The following is a 15,676-nucleotide window of genomic DNA, read 5'->3' as shown; positions in this document are numbered from 1 at the left end:
TCTGACATCAATATCATAGAAAAACATCTGCCGCTGCCAACACCACTCCCAATCCATCCTTTTCAGACAGCATATAATTTTCTACGCTGCCCGGCCAGCGAATATCCAAATCACGATCGCACCACAATATGCAGCGCTCATGCTGCGGCGCATAGTAGTCGGTGGTCTTGTAGAGAAAATCCGCCGTCTCGCTCAGCACCACGAAGCCATGCGCGAAGCCCGGCGGCACCCAGAGCTGGTGCTGGTTGTCCTCGGACAGCTCCGCCCCCACCCATTGGCCGAAGGTGGGCGAGCTTTTGCGGATGTCCACGGCCACATCCCACACCGCGCCGCGCACCACGCGCACCAGCTTGCCCTGGGCGTGGGGCGGCAGCTGGTAGTGCAGTCCGCGCAGCACGCCCTTGGTCGAGCGGCTGTGGTTGTCCTGCACGAACTGGTGCCGGGTGCCGGTGGCCTCGTCGAAGGCCTGCTGGTTGAAGCTCTCGAAGAAGAAGCCGCGCGCGTCACCGAACACCTTGGGCTCGATCAGCACGACATCGGGGATGGACAGGCGGGTGGCCTTCATCAGTACACCTTTTCCTTGAGCAGCCGCTGCAGGTACTGGCCGTAGCCGTTCTTGGCCAGGGGCTGGGCCAGCTTTTCCAGCTGGGCGGCGGCTATCCAGCCACGGCGCCAGGCGATTTCCTCGGGGCAGGCGATCTTCAGGCCCTGGCGGTGCTCCAGCGTGGCGATGAACTGGCCGGCCTCGAGCAGGCTCTCGTGCGTGCCGGTATCGAGCCAGGCGTAGCCGCGCCCCATGATTTCCACATTCAGGCGCCCCTGCTGCAGGTACAGGCGATTGAGGTCGGTGATCTCCAGCTCGCCGCGCGCCGAGGGCTTGAGGCCTTTCGCCAGCTCCACCACCTGCGGGTCGTAGAAGTACAGGCCGGTGACGGCGTAGTTGGACTTGGGCGCCTTGGGCTTTTCCTCCAGCGACAGCACCCTGCCCTGGGCGTCGAACTCGGCCACGCCATAGCGCTCGGGGTCGTGCACGTGATAGGCGAAGACGCTGGCGCCCGCGTCGCGTGCACCGGCACTCTCCAGCAGCTCATGGAAGTCGTGGCCGTAGAAGATGTTGTCGCCCAGCACCAGGGCGCTGGGGCTGCCAGCCAGGAACTGCTCGCCGATCAGGAACGCCTGGGCCAGGCCGTCCGGGCTCTCCTGCACCGCGTATTGCAGGCTGAGGCCCCACTGGCTGCCGTCACCCAGCAGCTGCGCGAAGCGCGGCGTGTCCTGCGGCGTGCTGATGACGAGGATCTCGCGTATGCCCGCCAGCATCAAGGTGCTGAGCGGGTAATAGATCATGGGCTTGTCGTACACCGGCAGCAGTTGCTTGCTGATGGCCAGCGTGGCCGGGTGCAGGCGCGTGCCGGAGCCGCCGGCGAGGATGATGCCCTTGCGTGCTGTAGTCATGGTGGTGCGGTTCAGAGGATTTCGGTGAGCATGCGCGCCACGCCCTGCTGCCAGTCGGGCAGCGCCAGACCGAAGGTGGTTTGCAGCTTGCGGGTGTCCAGGCGCGAGTTGAGCGGGCGCGCCGCCGGGGTGGGAAAGGCGCTGGTGGGCACGGGCGCGACCTCAGTTGCTTTTATTTTGATAGCTTCACGCGCTTTTCCAGCATGGGCTAGGACGTATTTTGCATAGGAATGCCAGGTGGTCTCACCGCCCGCCACGCAGTGGTACAGGCCGCCGTCCTGGGGTTGTTTTTGCAGGTGGCGGATGGCGTGGGCGGTCACGTCGGCCAGCAGTTCGGCGCCGGTGGGGGCGCCCCATTGGTCGTCGATGACCGTGAGGCGCTCGCGCTCCTGGGCCAAGCGCAGCATGGTCTTGGCAAAGTTGCCGCCGCGCGCCGCGTAGACCCAGCTGGTGCGCAAGATCAGGTGCTGGCAGCCCGATTGCTGGATGAGCCGCTCGCCTTCGAGCTTGGTGGCGCCATAGACGGACAAGGGCGCGGGCATGTCCGTTTCCAGCCAGGGGCGGCTGCCGCTGCCGTCAAAAACGTAGTCGGTGCTGTAGTGCACCAGCCAGGCGCCCAATTGGGCGGCCTCTTCTGCCAGCAGGCCGGGCGTGGTGGCGTTGAGCAGGCGGGCGTGGCCGGGCTCGCTCTCGGCCTTGTCGACGCCGGTGTGGGCGGCGGCGTTGACGATGACCTCGGGGCGCAGGGCGCGCACGGTGTCGGCCACGGCCTGGGGGTTGGTGAAATCGGCCTCGTCATGGCCCAGCGCCGTGACCCGGCCGAGCACGCTCAGGCTGCGCTGCAGCTCCCAGCCGACCTGGCCGTTCTTGCCCAGAAGCAGGATGTTCATGCGGCCTCGTATTGCTTGGCCACCCAGTCGCGGTAGGCGCCGGTCTGCACGTTGGCGACCCAGCCGGGGTTGTCCAGGTACCACTGCACGGTCTTGCGGATGCCGGTGTCGAAGGTTTCCGCCGGCGTCCAGCCCAGTTCGCGCTCGATCTTGCGTGCGTCGATGGCGTAGCGCCGGTCATGGCCGGGGCGGTCTTGCACGTAGGTGATTTGCTGGGCGTAGCTGTGGCCGTCGCTGCGCGGGCGCAGTTCGTCGAGCAGCGCGCAGACGGTCTTGACGATGTCGATGTTGGGCTTCTCGTTCCAGCCGCCGACGTTGTAGGTCTGGCCCACCCTGCCGGCCTGCAGCACGCGGCGGATGGCGCTGCAATGGTCCTTGACGTAGAGCCAGTCGCGCACCTGCATGCCGTCGCCGTAGACGGGCAGGCTCTTGCCGGCCAGGGCGTTGACGATCATCAGCGGAATGAGCTTTTCGGGGAAATGCAGCGGGCCGTAGTTGTTGCTGCAGTTCGTCGTCAGCACGGGCAGGCCGTAGGTGTGGTGCCAGGCGCGCACCAGGTGGTCGCTGGCGGCCTTGCTGGCGCTGTACGGGCTGTTGGGCTCGTAGTTGTGGGCTTCGGTGAAGGCAGGGTCGCTGGGCGCGAGCGTGCCATAAACCTCGTCAGTGCTCACGTGCAGGAAACGGAATGCTTCTTTATCTGTAGCTGGCAGCGCTTGCCAGTAGTGCCTTGCAGCCTCCAAAAGCCTGAAGGTGCCGACCACGTTCGTCTGGATGAAGTCCTCGGGGCCGTGAATGGAGCGGTCCACATGGGATTCGGCGGCGAAGTTGACGATGGCGCGCGGGCGGTGCTCGGCCAGCAGGCGCTCGACCAGGGCGGTGTCACCGATGTCGCCCTGCACGAAGAGATGGCGCGTGTCGCCCTGTACGCTCTGCAGGTTGTGCAGGTTGCCCGCATAGGTGAGCTTGTCCAGGTTGACCACCGGCTCGTCGCCGTGGGCCAGCCAGTCGAGCACGAAGTTGGCGCCTATGAAGCCGGCGCCGCCGGTGACCAGGATCATGGGTGGTTCTCGCAGGGGATGCCACTGGGGCAAAGCCGGGGATTATCCCATTGCCCCTGCGCGCCAGGCCCGCCGTGGCCCCTGGCCCGGATATGAGGCCCTGCGGCTGCTGGCCGAGGCGCACGCCGTGCGCCATGTGCATGGGCATGGGCATAGCCCAAGGAAGGGCGTCGCTCAGGCGAAGCGGCGCGAGGCGATCTCCAGCAGGCCGTCGAAGATCAGGTTTTCCACCAGCTCGAAGGGGCGCGCCATGCTGGGCGCCATCTTCCAGCCTGCGCCGCCGGTCATCATGCACAAGGGCTCCTGGCCGCAGTGCTGCTGCAGGTGCTGGTACAGGCGCTCCACGGCTCCGGCAATGGCGTAGGTGCCGCCACTGGTGAGCGCGTCGCTGGTGTTGGTGGGGAACAGGCGCACCTCGCCCGTGGGCACATGCAGGCCGGCGGTGCCGGCCTCCAGCGCGCGCAACATGATGCCGTGGCCCGGCACGATCAGGCCGCCGAGAAAGCGGCCGTCGGCGTCCAGCGCCTCCACCGTCACGGCCGTACCCACCATGGCCAGAATCAAGGGCCGCGCGGGGCCCTGGGCCAGCAGGCGGTGGCGCGCGCCAATCATGGCCACCCAGCGGTCGGAGCCCAGGCGCGTCGGATGGTCGTAGCCATTGACCACGCCGGCCTCCTCCTGCGAAGGCACGACCCAGCGCGCCGGCACGTCCCACAGCTCCATCTGCTCGGCCACGCGGCGCTTGACCGGATCGCCCGCCACCACGCAACCGAGCATGTGCGTGGGCGCGGGCAGGTTTGCCCAGGCACCTTCGGCCAGTCGTTCGATATGGTCCAGGAACTCCACGCCATGGGCGTGCATCACGGCACCGGGCCGCGCCGCGTCGTACAGCGCCCACTTCAGGCGGGAGTTACCCACGTCGATGGCCAGAAAAGTCATGGGGCCGGATTATCCAAAAGTTTTGCCACCTGTGCCGCTGCGCCCGGGCAATTGCAAGAAATTGTTGATCCAGGAGGCTGTCGGACTTGGAAATCGTCGGCTGCAAATCGGCCGCAGCAGTCCATTTTTCACCGTCTTTTTGCCCCATAGCTGGGCTATGGGGCTGCAAATCCGGCAAAAACTGTACTTGCTGGGGCCGATTTTCGCTTTCGACGCTCCAAGTCCGACAGCCTCCTAGCCCTGCTGCCAGGGCAGGCCATGGAAGCGCCAGCCGCCCCTGCGGTTGCGCTGGCCGTTCTCGTCGGGGTCGCCCTCGAAGCCTTCCAGGATGTTGTAGGCCGTCAGGCCCAGCTCGGTGGCGCGCCGCGCGGCCGCTATCGAGCGCACGCCGCTGCGGCACAGCAGCAAGGCCGTGCTGCCGGGCGGCACGGCGGCGCATATCTGCGCGTCAAAGTCAGGGTTGAGCCGCATGCCGGGCCACTGCTTCCAGGCGACGGCCAGGGCGCCGGGCACATAGCCCACCCAGTCGCGCTCGGCATCGCTGCGCACGTCCACCAGGACGGCCTGGCCGGCGCTCACCCATTGCCAGGCGAGCCGCGGACTGATGTCGCCGGCATAGCCCTCGGCGGGGCGGGGCTGGTCGGGCGAGGGGAGCGTTGGGGTCTGGTTCATGCTAATCCCATGGAGGTGCGGGCTGGGCGCGCAGTTGCTGGCGCAGCGCGGCGTAGTCGGGCACCACGCTGTGCACCACGTCCCAGAAGCGCGGACTGTGGTCCATGACGCGCAGGTGCGCCAGTTCGTGCGCCACCACGTAGTCGATGACGGATTCGCGGTAGTGCAGCAGACGCCAGTTCAGGCGGATGGAGCCGTCGCTGCGGGCGCTGCCCCAGCGCGTGGCGGCGCTGGACAGGCGCAGGCTGCGGTACTGCACGCCCAGCCGGGGCGCAAAGTGGTCCAGCCGTTCGGTGAAATGCGCGCGCGCCTGGCGCATGAACCAGGCCTGGGCGGCATCGCGCACCTGCGCCGCCTGCGCGTCCCGGGGCAGGCCCAGGTACAGCTGCACCCGGCCCTGGGCGTCGGCCAGGCACTGGCCGCTGCGCCGCTGCGAGGGGTCGATGCGCAGCGCCAGCGTGTCGCCCAGATAAGGCAGCAGCGCGCCGTCGCCCCAGGCGATGCGCGCGTCTTGCTGCTGGCGCTGGCGCGCCTGGGCCTCGCCGAGCTTGCGCAGGATCCAGCCGGATTTGTCCCGCAGCGCCGCATCCACCGCCGCCAGCGTGACCCAGGCAGGCGCGCGCACCGCCAGGCCGTCCTGGCCCACGATAAAGCCTATGCTGCGCCGCCGGGCGCGCTGCAGGCGATAGGCCACGCGCACGCCGTCCAGCAGCAGTTCGCGGCTGGCCTGGGGATGGCTGAAGGCGCCCGCCTGTGGTGACTCGCCGGCCGGCGGCGCCAAGCGGCGGCTGCGCGGCACGGTGGCGGGCGCGACCGTGTCGGGCTGGGGCGCATCCAGCCAGTCCAGCACCTGCTGCATCCAGCCAGCCATGTTCAGCGATAGGCCTCGGGGTCGAGGCGGCGCATCTCGGCCTCGATCCAGTCCTCGACCTCGCGCATCAGCTCGTCGGACTTGCGCCCCTGGGTGGGTATGGGCCGGCCAATGGAGACATCGACCACGCCGGGCGTCTTGACGAAGGCCTTGCGCGGCCAGCATTTGGCCGAGGTCACGGCCACGGGCACGACGGGCACGCCGGCCTCGATGGCCAGGCGCGCGCCGCTGGCCTGGTAAGTGCCCTTTTCACCGCGCGCCATGCGCGTGCCCTCGGGGAACATGATGACCCAGGTGCCCCGGGAGAGCAGCTGCCGGCCGCGCTTCATGACATGCACCAGGGCGCGCGAGCGCTGGCTGCGGTCGATGTGGATCATGTCCAGGCTGCCGATGGACCAGCCGAAGAACGGGATGCGCAGCAGCTCCTTCTTGAACACATAGGCCAGGGGGTGGGGCATGATGGCCGGCATGAGGAAGGTCTCGAACGCGGACTGGTGCTTGACCAGCAGCACCGCGCCCTGTCCGGCGCCCTGCGGCAGATGCTCCATGCCGGTGATGCGCGTGCGCATGCCCAGGATCCAGCGCGCCGAGTCCACGCACAGCGCCAGCCAGGCGCGCGCCACGCGATAGCGCGCCGCGGGGCTGCCGCCGAGCAGGCGCACCAGCAGGATGACGCTGGTGTAGGGAATGACGGTGACGATCATCACCAGCAGGTGGACCAGGGAGCGTATCAGTGCCATGTGCAGGATATTTCAGTGTTTTTCGCCTCTGGCGCCCATAGTACAAGCGCAGGCAGCTATCAATTCAGGGGTTGATTCCCGCGGTTGGTTCAAACGGCAGCCGGCGCACCGGTGCCCTCCTGCGGTGCAATGGAGTCCACCAGCGCCCCCAGGCTGGCATGGGCGCGGGTGCCGGCAGGCCAGCCCGGCGGCAGGCTCTGGCGCGGGTCCAGATCGGCCGAGCGGCCGGTGCACACCATGTGCAGCTGCGCGCCCAGGGCGGCGGCGGCCTGCAGATGGGCCGGGCAGCTGCCGACCGCCAGGATCTCGTCGCCCTCCACGCCGTAGCGCTCGCTGATCTGCTGCATCAGGCCGGGCGCGGGCTTGCGGCAGCTGCAGGCATCGCCCTCGGCGTGCGGGCAGTAGAACACCGCGTCAATGCGCCCGCCCAGGGCGGCGAGCTGGCGGTGCATCTTGGCGTGGATGGCCACCAGGGTCTGGGCGTCGAACAGGCCGCGGCCCAGGCCGGGCTGGTTGGTGGCCAGCACCACATGCCAGCCGGCATGGTTCAGGCGTGCCACGGCCTCCAGCGCGCCGGGCAGCGGCGTCCAGTCGTCGGGCGAGGCGATGAAGCCGTCGCCCAGGGCGTTGAGGGTTCCGTCGCGGTCGAGGATGGCGAGTTTCATGGTGCGGTCAGAGGCTGAGAATAAATTGACCGTGCCCGAGAGGCGCGCCAAAACGCACCCAATCGAGGCGCAAAACGCAGCCATGGCTCGGGCTATGGCGAGTATTTGCAACGATGAGTGGGGGTGTTATGGCGTGCAAAGCGGGCATGGGGGATTTTTTCTCAGCCTCTCAAGGAGCTGGCTGCAGCATATCCCAGCCGGTGACGTAGCGCCCATGCCAGCGCCCGCGCGCCCAGTGCAGGCGCAGTGGCTGGTGCAGCTGCAGCGGCGTGGCGCCCGTGCCATCGGGCACCAGCACCTGCTGCAGATCGGCCTGGCCGGCCACGCGCAGCACCCACAGCGTGCCGCCCAGCGAGCGCAGCGAGGGCGGCTGTGCGTGCCGGCCGATGGGCTCGGCGAGCAGCGGCGGCTGCGGCGCAAGCTGGCGCCGGTTCTGCCAGGCCATGAGCTGGGCCGCGCAGGCCACGAGCCACAGCGCCACCCAGGCCACGGCCAGCATGCGGCCGAGCAGCCCCGCGCCATGGCGCCGCTGCAGCCGGCGCGCCAGCAGCGCCAGCACCAGCAGCGCGGCCATGACGCCGCCCAGCGGGCGCAACCAGGCCCAGGGGTCTTGCGTGCCGGTAAAGGGCGCCAGCGCCCAGGCGGCTGGCGGGGGCTGGCGCTCGTCCAGCCAGGACAGCACCCAGCGCAGGGCGACCCAGGCGGCCACGGGCGCGAATCCCAGCCAGGCCGCGCGCTGCGGCTGGGGTGGGGGCGTGCTCATCGCCGGCACATACTCAGACCGCCAGGCGCGACAGGTCGGCCACGCGGTTCATGGCCTCGTGCAGGCTCTTGAGCAGGCCATGGCGGTTCAGGCGCAGGTCCAGCTGCTCGGCGTTGACCATGACGTCGTCAAAGAAGGCGTCCACCGGCGCACGCAGCACGGCCAGGGTCTGCAGGCTGGCGGTGTAGTCACCCGCGTCAAACTGCGCATTCGCCTCGGGCACGAAGCGCTGCAGTGCGGCGTACAGATCCTGCTCGGCCTGCTCCTGCAGCAGGCCTGCGTTGACATGGGCGTCCACCGCGTCGGCTTTTTTCAGGATATTCGTGACGCGCTTGTTCGCCGCCGCCAGGGCCGGGGCCTCGGGCAGCCGGGCAAAGGCGCGCACGGCCTCCAGCTGCCTGCCGACCAGGCCCAGCCGCTGCGGGCGCAGGGCCAGCACGGCATCGACCTCCTGGGCGCTGTAGCCCTGCTCGCGCAGGGAGCCGGCCAGGCGCTCGTAGAGGAAGTCCTGCAGCTGGGCGCTGGCGTCCTCGATCTTGCCGCCAAAGGCCGGCACGGCGGCAGCCAGCAGGGCCGGCAGGGACAGCGGCAGGTCGCGCTCGGCCAGCATGCGGATCACGCCCAGCGCGTGGCGGCGCAGCGCAAACGGGTCACGGTCGCCGGTGGGCAGGTTGCCGATGCCGAACATGCCCACCAGGGTCTCCAGCTTGTCCGCCAGGGCCACCACCAGGCCCACGTTCTGGCGCGGCAGGCTGTCGCCGGCAAAGCGCGGCTTGTAGTGGTCCTCGATGGCTTGGGCCACATCGTCGGGCAGGCCGTCGTTGACGGCGTAATAGCCGCCCATGATGCCCTGCAGCTCGGGGAACTCGCCCACCATGTCGGTCACCAGGTCGGTCTTGGCCAGCAGGGCGGCGTTGTCCACGCAGGTCATCAGATAGTCCTGCGCCACCTCGGCGTCCTGCGTGCCGTCGATGGCGTGGCGCTCGGCCAGGGCGGCGAACAGCTGCGCGCCGATGGCCTGGGCGATGGCGCGCACGCGCTCCACGCGCTCGCCCTGGGTGCCGAGCTGGTTGTGATAGACCACCTTGGCCAGCTGGGGCACGCGGCTGGCCAGGGTTTTCTTGCGGTCCTGGTCGAAGAAGAACTTGGCATCGGCCAGACGCGGGCGCACCACGCGCTCGTTGCCCTGGATCACGGCGCCGGCGTCCTGCGGCGTGATGTTGCTGACGATGAGGAACTGGTGGGTCAGCTTGCCGTCGGCATCGAGCAGCGGAAAGTACTTCTGGTTGGCCTTCATGGTCAGGATCAGGCATTCCTGCGGCACGGCCAGGAACTCCTTTTCAAACTCGCAGACCAGCACATTGGGGCGCTCCACCAGGGCCGTCACCTCGTCCAGCAGCGCCGCGTCGTCAATGGGGCGCACGCCGCCGCCGATCTTTTCGGCCGCCGCCTGCAGCTGGCGCGCGATCTCGGCGCGGCGCTCGCCAAAGCCGGCGATCACGGCGCCCTCTGCGCGCAGCTGCGCGGCGTAGCCGTCGGCATCGCGGATCACCACGGGCTGCACGGCGGCCTCGAAGCGGTGGCCCTGGGTGGCGTTGCCTGCGGTGAGGCCGAGCGCCGTCACCGGCACCACGCGGCTGCCATGCAGCGCCACCAGGCCATGCGCCGGGCGCACGAAGTTAACGCTGCTCCAGCCGTCTTCGAGCTGGTAGCGCATGACCTTGGGGATGGGCAGCAGGCGAATAGCCTCGTCCAGCGCCTTCTGCAGGCCCTGGGCCAGCGTCGCGCCCTGGGCGATGCTCTCGTAGTACAGCAACTCGGCCTTGCCGTCATGCACGCGCTTCAAGCCGGCCACGGCGCCGGCATCGGCACCGAGGGCGGCGAGTTTTTTCAGCAGCGCGGGCGTGGCCTGGCCGTCGGCCGCCAGGCCCACGGCCACGGGCATGAGCTTTTGCGACTGGGCCTTGTCGGGTGCCTGGGCCAGCACGGCGCCGATATGCGCGGCCAGGCGGCGCGGCGAGGCGTAGGCGGTGAGCGGCGCATCGGGTGCGGCCAGGCCCTGGGCGACGAGCTGCTCGCGCAGCACGCCGGCAAAGGCGTCGCCGAGTTTTTGCAGGGCCTTCGGGGGGAGTTCTTCGACGAAGAGTTCAACGAGCAGGGGGGCGGTGTTCATAGCAACTTTGATAGCTTTTGGCGCTTGACTGATACTAGCTAGCGGCCTTTTTATTGGTTTTCCTCCTTCCCCCTCTGGGGGAAGGCAGGGATGGGGGCTGGCGGGCAGGGTACGCGACGCTGGCCCCCACCCCTACCCTCCCCCAGCGGGGGAGGGAGCAATACCGGGGCGCAGTCTGGCTCACGCCGCCTTTTTCTGCTGCTGCTCGGCGGCCTTGGCCAGCTCGGCCAGCACCTCGTCGGCATGCGCCCGGGGTGCCATGGGGAACCCTAAGCGCGCGCGGCTGTCCAGGTAGCTCTTGCCCACGGCGCGCGCCAGGTTGCGGATGCGGGCGATGTAGGCGGCGCGCTCGGTCACGCTGATGGCGCCGCGCGCATCCAGCAGGTTGAAGGTGTGGGCGGCCTTGAGCACCTGCTCGTAGGCCGGCAGCGCCAGCCGTTCGCCCATCAGGTGCTGGGCCTGTTTCTCGTGCGCGCCAAAGGCGGTGAACAGGAACTCGGCGTCCGCATGCTCGAAGTTGTAGGTGGACTGCTCGACCTCGTTCTGGTGGTACACGTCGCCGTAGCTCAAACCATCCGTCCAGGTCAGGTTGTAGACGTTGTCCACGCCCTGCAGGTACATGGCCAGGCGCTCCAGGCCGTAGGTGATCTCGCCCGTGGCGGGCTTGCAGTCGATGCCGGCGACCTGCTGGAAGTAGGTGAACTGGGTCACCTCCATGCCGTTCAACCACACCTCCCAGCCCAGACCCCAGGCACCCAGCGTGGGGTTCTCCCAATCGTCCTCGACAAAGCGGATGTCGTTCTTCTTCAGGTCGAAGCCCAGCGCTTGGAGGCTGCCCAGGTACAGCTCCAGGATGTTGGCCGGCGCGGGCTTCAGGACCACCTGGTACTGGTAGTAGTGCTGCAGGCGGTTGGGGTTGTCGCCGTAGCGCCCATCCTTGGGGCGGCGGCTGGGCTGCACGTAGGCGGCCTTCCAGGGTTCCGGGCCAATCGCTCTTAAAAAAGTAGCTGTATGCGACGTGCCTGCGCCCACTTCCATGTCATAGGGTTGCAAGAGCGCGCAACCCTGGTCGGCCCAGTAGTTCTGCAGGGTGAGGATGATTTGTTGGAATGTCAGCATGGCGGGGGATGTCCGGTAGGTGGCGCCCGCGGGGCGCACACGAACCGGGCATTTTAGGCGCCCACAGGGCGCCGCCTTGCATGCGGCTCTTGGCCACCGGCCGACGGGGCCGATGGCTGCCCGCGCAAAGGAGGATCAGAGCGATTTCAAGTATTCCACCAGATCGACCTTCTGGGCCTGCGACAGGCCCAGCCCGTCCTTGCTGTCGTAGGCGTTGACCACATCGGCCAGCGTCGCCGCCGAACCATCGTGAAAGTAGGGTGCGTGCTGCCAGATGCCGCGCAGCGGCGAAACGCGCCACTGCTTGGTGGCCGAGCGTTCCAGATACGCCAGGTCCCGCGCCGCCGACGCGCTTCTGTCGTGCAGCGTGCCCCGCGTGGCGTCGGTGAACAGCGCGCCCGTGTGGCAGCTCGCGCAGCGGGCCGCGCCGTTGAACAAGGCCTTGCCGCGTTGCGCCATCGCCACATCAAAAGACCCGGCGGGCGCGGCGGGCGCCTGCAGCGAGTATTGGTAGGCCTGCAGCGCGGGCAGCTTGTCGCTCACCAGGTCGGGCAGCTTGCCGCCGTGGGTGTTGTCCACGGCCCAGGGCAGGCGCGCGTCGGAGAACATGCCCTGGCCCCCCATCTGCGTCACGCTCACGTAGCGGTTCCAGTAGGCCACGGGGCCCGCGGGTTCATGCTCCACATCGCCGTCGCCCGTGAAGATGGCCTTCTTGAGCGCGGACAGGCCATAGGCGGGCGGGATCACCGTGGGGTTGCTCTTGCCGTCAAAGTTCCAGCGCGCGTCGTATTTGCCCGGCCCCCAGCTGTTGAGCAGCTTGACGCTGGCCTCGTCCAGCACGGGAGACAGCGCAATGATGGCCCCCGGGTTCAGCTCGCGGTTGGGCCAGCCGTCGAGCCGGCGGCCGACGATGCCCGCCAGATCGGTCTTGCCACCCGCCAGCACATGCACGTCCTTGGAGACCGTGGAGTGGCACAGCGCGCAGGTGATGCCGAAGCGCTTGAGCTCCAGCCTGCCCTCGGCGTTCTTGACGACCTCGCCCTTGGCGCCAACGACGGCATTGAGGCTGAGCAGCGCCAGCGTGGTCTGCGGATCGTCGAGCCGGATGCTGCCGTCCACAACGCCCTGGACGACCTGCGCCGGCAGTGCGTCGGCGTCGATCTTCAGCCCCACGCCGGCGGCCGTCAGCGGGTCTATCGTGGCGACGACCTTGTGCATCTGCAGCTGGTCGGTCCACTTGGCCTCATCGCCAAAGGTCTCGTAGCGAAAGATTTCCTGGCCCTTGGCGACCAGTGCCGGATCTTGCGGCACGCTGACCAGCGTGTCGTCGGGATGTCCGCCACCGCCACCACAGGCCGCCAGCCCGACGGCCGTAGCCACAAGAGTTCCCGAGAGCAAGGGTGCGCAGATGGCACGCCGGGCACGAAGTTTTCCGGTGAGATGAGGTTGGCGCATGTTGGCTCCTTGATGCATAGGCCAGTGCAAAAGCCAGGGCGCTGCGGCATGGCACCGCCCTGGCCTGCATTGGATGGAGCCGCAGGTTTTCGCGTTCCCGCCGGCGCCGGCGAAGGCCGGACAGAAAGGGCCGCATCCGGGTGCTGCGGTTGCGGCCCCAGGCACTCAGCTCAGATGTGCAGCGCCTGCCCCAGCGCCTTGAGCGCTGCCTCCTGCACCGCCTCGCCCAACGTGGGGTGGGCGTGGATGGTATGGCCCACGTCTTCGAGCCGCGCGCCCATTTCCATGGACTGGCCGAAGGCCGCGGCCAGCTCGGCCACGCCCTGGCCCACGGCCTGCCAGCCGAGGATCAGGTGGTTATCCTTGCGCGCCACCACGCGCACGAAGCCGCCGGTGGCCTCCAGCGTCATGGCGCGGCCGTTGGCGGCGAAGGGGAAGGCGGCGTCTATGCAGTCGATGCCCGCGGCGCGCGCCTCGCCCGGCGTCTTGCCCACCACCACCACCTCGGGGTCGGTGAAGCACACGGCGGGAATGGCCATGGGCTCGAAGCGCCGGTTCCGGCCCGCGATCTGCTCGGCCACGCATTCGCCCTGCGCCATGGCGCGGTGCGCTAGCATGGGCTCGCCGGTCACGTCGCCAATGGCCCAGACATTGCGCATGGAGGTGCGGCAATGCATATCGATGGCCACATGGCGCCCGGCCATGTCCAGCTGCAGTGATTCGAGCCCGAAGCCCGCGGTGTGCGGCCTGCGGCCCACGGCGACGAGCACGCGCTCGGCCGGCAGCGCGAAGTCCTCGGCGCGGGCGTCGTTGCGCACATGCACGCCATGCTCGGCGTCCCAGCCCTGCACGCTGCAGCCCAGGTGCAGCACGATGCCGCTCTTGCGCAGGGCTTCGAGCACGGGCTGGGTCAGCTCTTCGTCGTAGCTGGGCAGCACGCGCTGCGCGGCCTCGACCACCGTCACCTCCACGCCCAGCTTGCGGTAGGCGATGCCCAGCTCCAGGCCGATGTAGCCTGCGCCGACGACCACCAGGCGTTTGGGCAGCAGGTCGGGCGAGAGCGCATCGGTGGAGGACCAGATCGCGCCGCCGAACGGCATGCTGGGCAGCTCCACGGGCGTGGAGCCCGTGGCCAGCAGCAGATGCTCGCAGCGTATGCGCAGCGGCTCGCCCTCATGCGGCTTGACGGTGACGGTCTTGCCGTCCTCGACCTGCGCCCAGCCCTTGACGACCTGCACGCCCGCCTTGCGCAAGAGCGCACCCACGCCGCCGGTGAGGCGCGTGACGATGCCGTCCTTCCAGCGCACGGTCTGCGCGATGTCGATCTGCGGGTCGGCGACGCGTATGCCCAGCGGCGAGCCCGCCGCCTGGTGGCGCGCGCGCTCGAACGCCTCGGCCGCGTGGATGAGGGCCTTGGACGGGATGCAGCCAATGTTCAGGCAGGTGCCGCCCAGGCTCGCGCCCTCGACCAGCATGGTGGGAACGCCCAGCTGGCCGGCGCGTATCGCCGCCACATAGCCGCCGGGGCCGCCGCCTATGACCAGCAGCTTGGTTGTCACTTCTTTCATGTTCAGTTCTCCCACCTCACTCGACAAACAGCAGCGCCGGGGTTTCCAGCAGGGCGCGCATGGCCTGGATGAACCGCGCCGCGTCCATGCCGTCGACCACGCGGTGGTCGAACGAGGACGACAGGTTCATGAGCTGGCGCGCCACCACCTGGCCACCCCGCAGCATGGGGCGCTCGACCATGCGGTTCACGCCCACGATGGCCACCTCGGGGTGGTTGATCACCGGGGTGCTGACGATGCCGCCCAGGGGGCCCAGGCTGGTCAGGGTGATGGTCGAGCCCGTCAGCTCCTCGCGCGGGGCCTTGCCCGTGCGCGCGCCCTCGGCCACGCGCGCGATGCCGGCGGCGCAGGCCCACAGGTCCAGGCTTTCGGCGTGGCGCAGCACGGGCACCATCAGGCCGGCGTCGGTCTGCGTGGCCACGCCCAGGTGCACGGCCTCGTAGCGCGTGACATGGCCCGCCTCGTCGTCGTAGCGGGCGTTGATCTGCGGGAAATCGCGCAGGGCCAGCACCATGGCGCGCGCCAGGAAGGGCAGCAGCGTGAGCTTGCCGCGCGTCACGCCGTGGATCTGGTTGAGGCGCTGGCGCAGGGCCTCCAGCTCGGTCACGTCCACCTCTTCCACGTAGCTGAAATGCGGAATGCGGCGCTTGGCCTCCTGCATCTTCTGCGCGATCTTGCGGCGCAGGCCGATGACGGGGATCTGCTCCTCGCCATGGCGCTCGACATACTGCGCGCCGCCCGCGGCCTGGGCCTGGCCACCGCCGGCGGCAAAGGCGTCCAGGTCGTGGTGCGCGATGCGGCCGGCCGGGCCGCTGCCGTGGACCAGGCGCAGGTCTAGCCCTAAGTCCAGCGCACGCCGGCGCACCGACGGCGAGGCCAGCGGGCGCTCGCCCTCCTTGCGCAGGGCGGCGGCCGCGCGCGGGGCTGCGGCGCTGCTGTGCACGGGCGCGGGGGCGGCCTTGGGTGCGGGCGCCACCGGGGCAGGCGCCGTTACAGCTATTGAAACAGTAGCTTTTACCGCTTGGCTGGCGGGCGCTGGAGCCGAATTTTCTTTCAAATTTCCTTCGCCCTCGACCTCCAGGCGCACCAGCTCGGCACCCACGGCCATGACCTGGCCCACGGCGCCGCCCAGCGCGATCACCTTGCCCGCGATGGGCGAAGGCACCTCGACCGTGGCCTTGTCGGTCATGACGTCGGCCAGGTGCTGGTCTTCGGCCACGCTGTCGCCCGGCTGCACGTTCCAGGTCACCAGTTCCACTTCGGCAATGCCCTCGCCAATGTCGGGCACGCGGATCACATAAATACCCATGG

General features: G+C 68.8%; 15 protein-coding genes. All 15 read right to left on the bottom strand.

Annotation, left to right across the window (positions count from 1 at the left end):
* Positions 1–13: 13 nt before the first annotated feature.
* Positions 14–565, bottom strand: coding sequence for a dTDP-4-dehydrorhamnose 3,5-epimerase (gene rfbC / locus P7644_RS03200; RefSeq protein WP_404301562.1), 552 nt, complete (start codon positions 563–565; stop codon positions 14–16).
* Positions 565–1,452, bottom strand: a complete 888-nt coding sequence (gene rfbA, locus P7644_RS03195; RefSeq protein WP_404301561.1) for a glucose-1-phosphate thymidylyltransferase RfbA — start codon at positions 1,450–1,452, stop codon at positions 565–567. The genes rfbC and rfbA overlap by 1 nt, the downstream gene beginning before the upstream one ends.
* Before the next feature lie 11 nt (positions 1,453–1,463).
* Entirely contained in the window at positions 1,464–2,342 is an 879-nt protein-coding gene (gene rfbD, locus P7644_RS03190) for a dTDP-4-dehydrorhamnose reductase (protein ID WP_404301560.1), read from the bottom strand.
* Positions 2,339–3,400, bottom strand: a complete 1,062-nt coding sequence (rfbB, locus tag P7644_RS03185) for a dTDP-glucose 4,6-dehydratase (protein ID WP_404301559.1) — start codon at positions 3,398–3,400, stop codon at positions 2,339–2,341. Before rfbB ends, rfbD begins: the two co-directional genes overlap by 4 nt.
* A 174-nt stretch (positions 3,401–3,574) precedes the next feature.
* The gene (locus P7644_RS03180) at positions 3,575–4,339 is read right to left on the bottom strand and encodes a type III pantothenate kinase (protein ID WP_404301558.1); all 765 of its coding nucleotides are present in this window, start codon (positions 4,337–4,339) and stop codon (positions 3,575–3,577) included.
* 234 nt (positions 4,340–4,573) lie between these two features.
* On the bottom strand, positions 4,574–5,011 hold the full coding sequence (locus P7644_RS03175; protein ID WP_404301557.1) for a rhodanese-like domain-containing protein: 438 nt from the start codon (positions 5,009–5,011) through the stop codon (positions 4,574–4,576).
* 1 nt (position 5,012) lies between these two features.
* Positions 5,013–5,882, bottom strand: a complete 870-nt coding sequence (locus P7644_RS03170) for a M48 family metallopeptidase (protein WP_404301556.1) — start codon at positions 5,880–5,882, stop codon at positions 5,013–5,015.
* Positions 5,883–5,884: 2 nt separating this feature from the next.
* A complete protein-coding gene (locus tag P7644_RS03165) occupies positions 5,885–6,622 on the bottom strand; it encodes a lysophospholipid acyltransferase family protein (RefSeq protein ID WP_404301555.1) in 738 nt (245 codons plus the stop codon).
* Between the two features lie 89 nt (positions 6,623–6,711).
* Positions 6,712–7,287 (bottom strand): D-glycero-beta-D-manno-heptose 1,7-bisphosphate 7-phosphatase, encoded by a 576-nt coding sequence (gene gmhB / locus P7644_RS03160; protein ID WP_404301554.1) that lies wholly within the window; start codon positions 7,285–7,287, stop codon positions 6,712–6,714.
* Between the two features lie 169 nt (positions 7,288–7,456).
* Positions 7,457–8,050, bottom strand: a complete 594-nt coding sequence (locus tag P7644_RS03155; protein WP_404301553.1) for a hypothetical protein — start codon at positions 8,048–8,050, stop codon at positions 7,457–7,459.
* Positions 8,051–8,063: 13 nt separating this feature from the next.
* Positions 8,064–10,223 (bottom strand): glycine--tRNA ligase subunit beta, encoded by a 2,160-nt coding sequence (gene glyS / locus P7644_RS03150; RefSeq protein WP_404301552.1) that lies wholly within the window; start codon positions 10,221–10,223, stop codon positions 8,064–8,066.
* Between the two features lie 180 nt (positions 10,224–10,403).
* Positions 10,404–11,342 carry a glycine--tRNA ligase subunit alpha gene (gene glyQ, locus P7644_RS03145; RefSeq protein ID WP_404301551.1) on the bottom strand — a complete coding sequence of 313 codons (939 nt, stop codon included), beginning with the start codon at positions 11,340–11,342 and terminating at the stop codon, positions 10,404–10,406.
* 135 nt (positions 11,343–11,477) lie between these two features.
* Positions 11,478–12,797 carry a c-type cytochrome gene (locus tag P7644_RS03140; RefSeq protein ID WP_404301550.1) on the bottom strand — a complete coding sequence of 440 codons (1,320 nt, stop codon included), beginning with the start codon at positions 12,795–12,797 and terminating at the stop codon, positions 11,478–11,480.
* A 170-nt stretch (positions 12,798–12,967) separates the two neighbouring features.
* Complete coding sequence (gene lpdA / locus P7644_RS03135; RefSeq protein WP_404301549.1) at positions 12,968–14,365, bottom strand: dihydrolipoyl dehydrogenase; 1,398 nt, start codon at positions 14,363–14,365, stop codon at positions 12,968–12,970.
* A gap of 16 nt (positions 14,366–14,381) precedes the next feature.
* The gene (locus P7644_RS03130) at positions 14,382–15,674 is read right to left on the bottom strand and encodes a dihydrolipoamide acetyltransferase family protein (RefSeq protein ID WP_404301548.1); all 1,293 of its coding nucleotides are present in this window, start codon (positions 15,672–15,674) and stop codon (positions 14,382–14,384) included.
* Positions 15,675–15,676 lie beyond the last annotated feature (2 nt).

The organism is Alicycliphilus denitrificans (genome assembly GCF_044792555.1).
GTDB lineage: Bacteria > Pseudomonadota > Gammaproteobacteria > Burkholderiales > Burkholderiaceae_C > Alicycliphilus > Alicycliphilus denitrificans_A.
This window is presented reverse-complemented; position numbering and strand designations above follow the sequence as displayed.

Excerpts from the sequence above, each read along its gene's own strand:
- P7644_RS03130 (WP_404301548.1), bottom strand. The coding sequence starts at position 15,674 with ATGGGTATTTATGTGATCCGCGTGCCCGACATTGGCGAGGGCATTGCC.
- rfbD (WP_404301560.1), bottom strand. The coding sequence starts at position 2,342 with ATGAACATCCTGCTTCTGGGCAAGAACGGCCAGGTCGGCTGGGAGCTG.
- rfbB (WP_404301559.1), bottom strand. The coding sequence starts at position 3,400 with ATGATCCTGGTCACCGGCGGCGCCGGCTTCATAGGCGCCAACTTCGTG.
- P7644_RS03180 (WP_404301558.1), bottom strand. The coding sequence starts at position 4,339 with ATGACTTTTCTGGCCATCGACGTGGGTAACTCCCGCCTGAAGTGGGCG.
- P7644_RS03170 (WP_404301556.1), bottom strand. The coding sequence starts at position 5,882 with ATGGCTGGCTGGATGCAGCAGGTGCTGGACTGGCTGGATGCGCCCCAG.
- P7644_RS03175 (WP_404301557.1), bottom strand. The coding sequence starts at position 5,011 with ATGAACCAGACCCCAACGCTCCCCTCGCCCGACCAGCCCCGCCCCGCC.
- P7644_RS03165 (WP_404301555.1), bottom strand. The coding sequence starts at position 6,622 with ATGGCACTGATACGCTCCCTGGTCCACCTGCTGGTGATGATCGTCACC.
- P7644_RS03140 (WP_404301550.1), bottom strand. The coding sequence starts at position 12,797 with ATGCGCCAACCTCATCTCACCGGAAAACTTCGTGCCCGGCGTGCCATC.
- P7644_RS03155 (WP_404301553.1), bottom strand. The coding sequence starts at position 8,050 with ATGAGCACGCCCCCACCCCAGCCGCAGCGCGCGGCCTGGCTGGGATTC.
- glyQ (WP_404301551.1), bottom strand. The coding sequence starts at position 11,342 with ATGCTGACATTCCAACAAATCATCCTCACCCTGCAGAACTACTGGGCC.
- rfbC (WP_404301562.1), bottom strand. The coding sequence starts at position 565 with ATGAAGGCCACCCGCCTGTCCATCCCCGATGTCGTGCTGATCGAGCCC.
- rfbA (WP_404301561.1), bottom strand. The coding sequence starts at position 1,452 with ATGACTACAGCACGCAAGGGCATCATCCTCGCCGGCGGCTCCGGCACG.
- gmhB (WP_404301554.1), bottom strand. The coding sequence starts at position 7,287 with ATGAAACTCGCCATCCTCGACCGCGACGGAACCCTCAACGCCCTGGGC.
- lpdA (WP_404301549.1), bottom strand. The coding sequence starts at position 14,365 with ATGAAAGAAGTGACAACCAAGCTGCTGGTCATAGGCGGCGGCCCCGGC.
- glyS (WP_404301552.1), bottom strand. The coding sequence starts at position 10,223 with ATGAACACCGCCCCCCTGCTCGTTGAACTCTTCGTCGAAGAACTCCCC.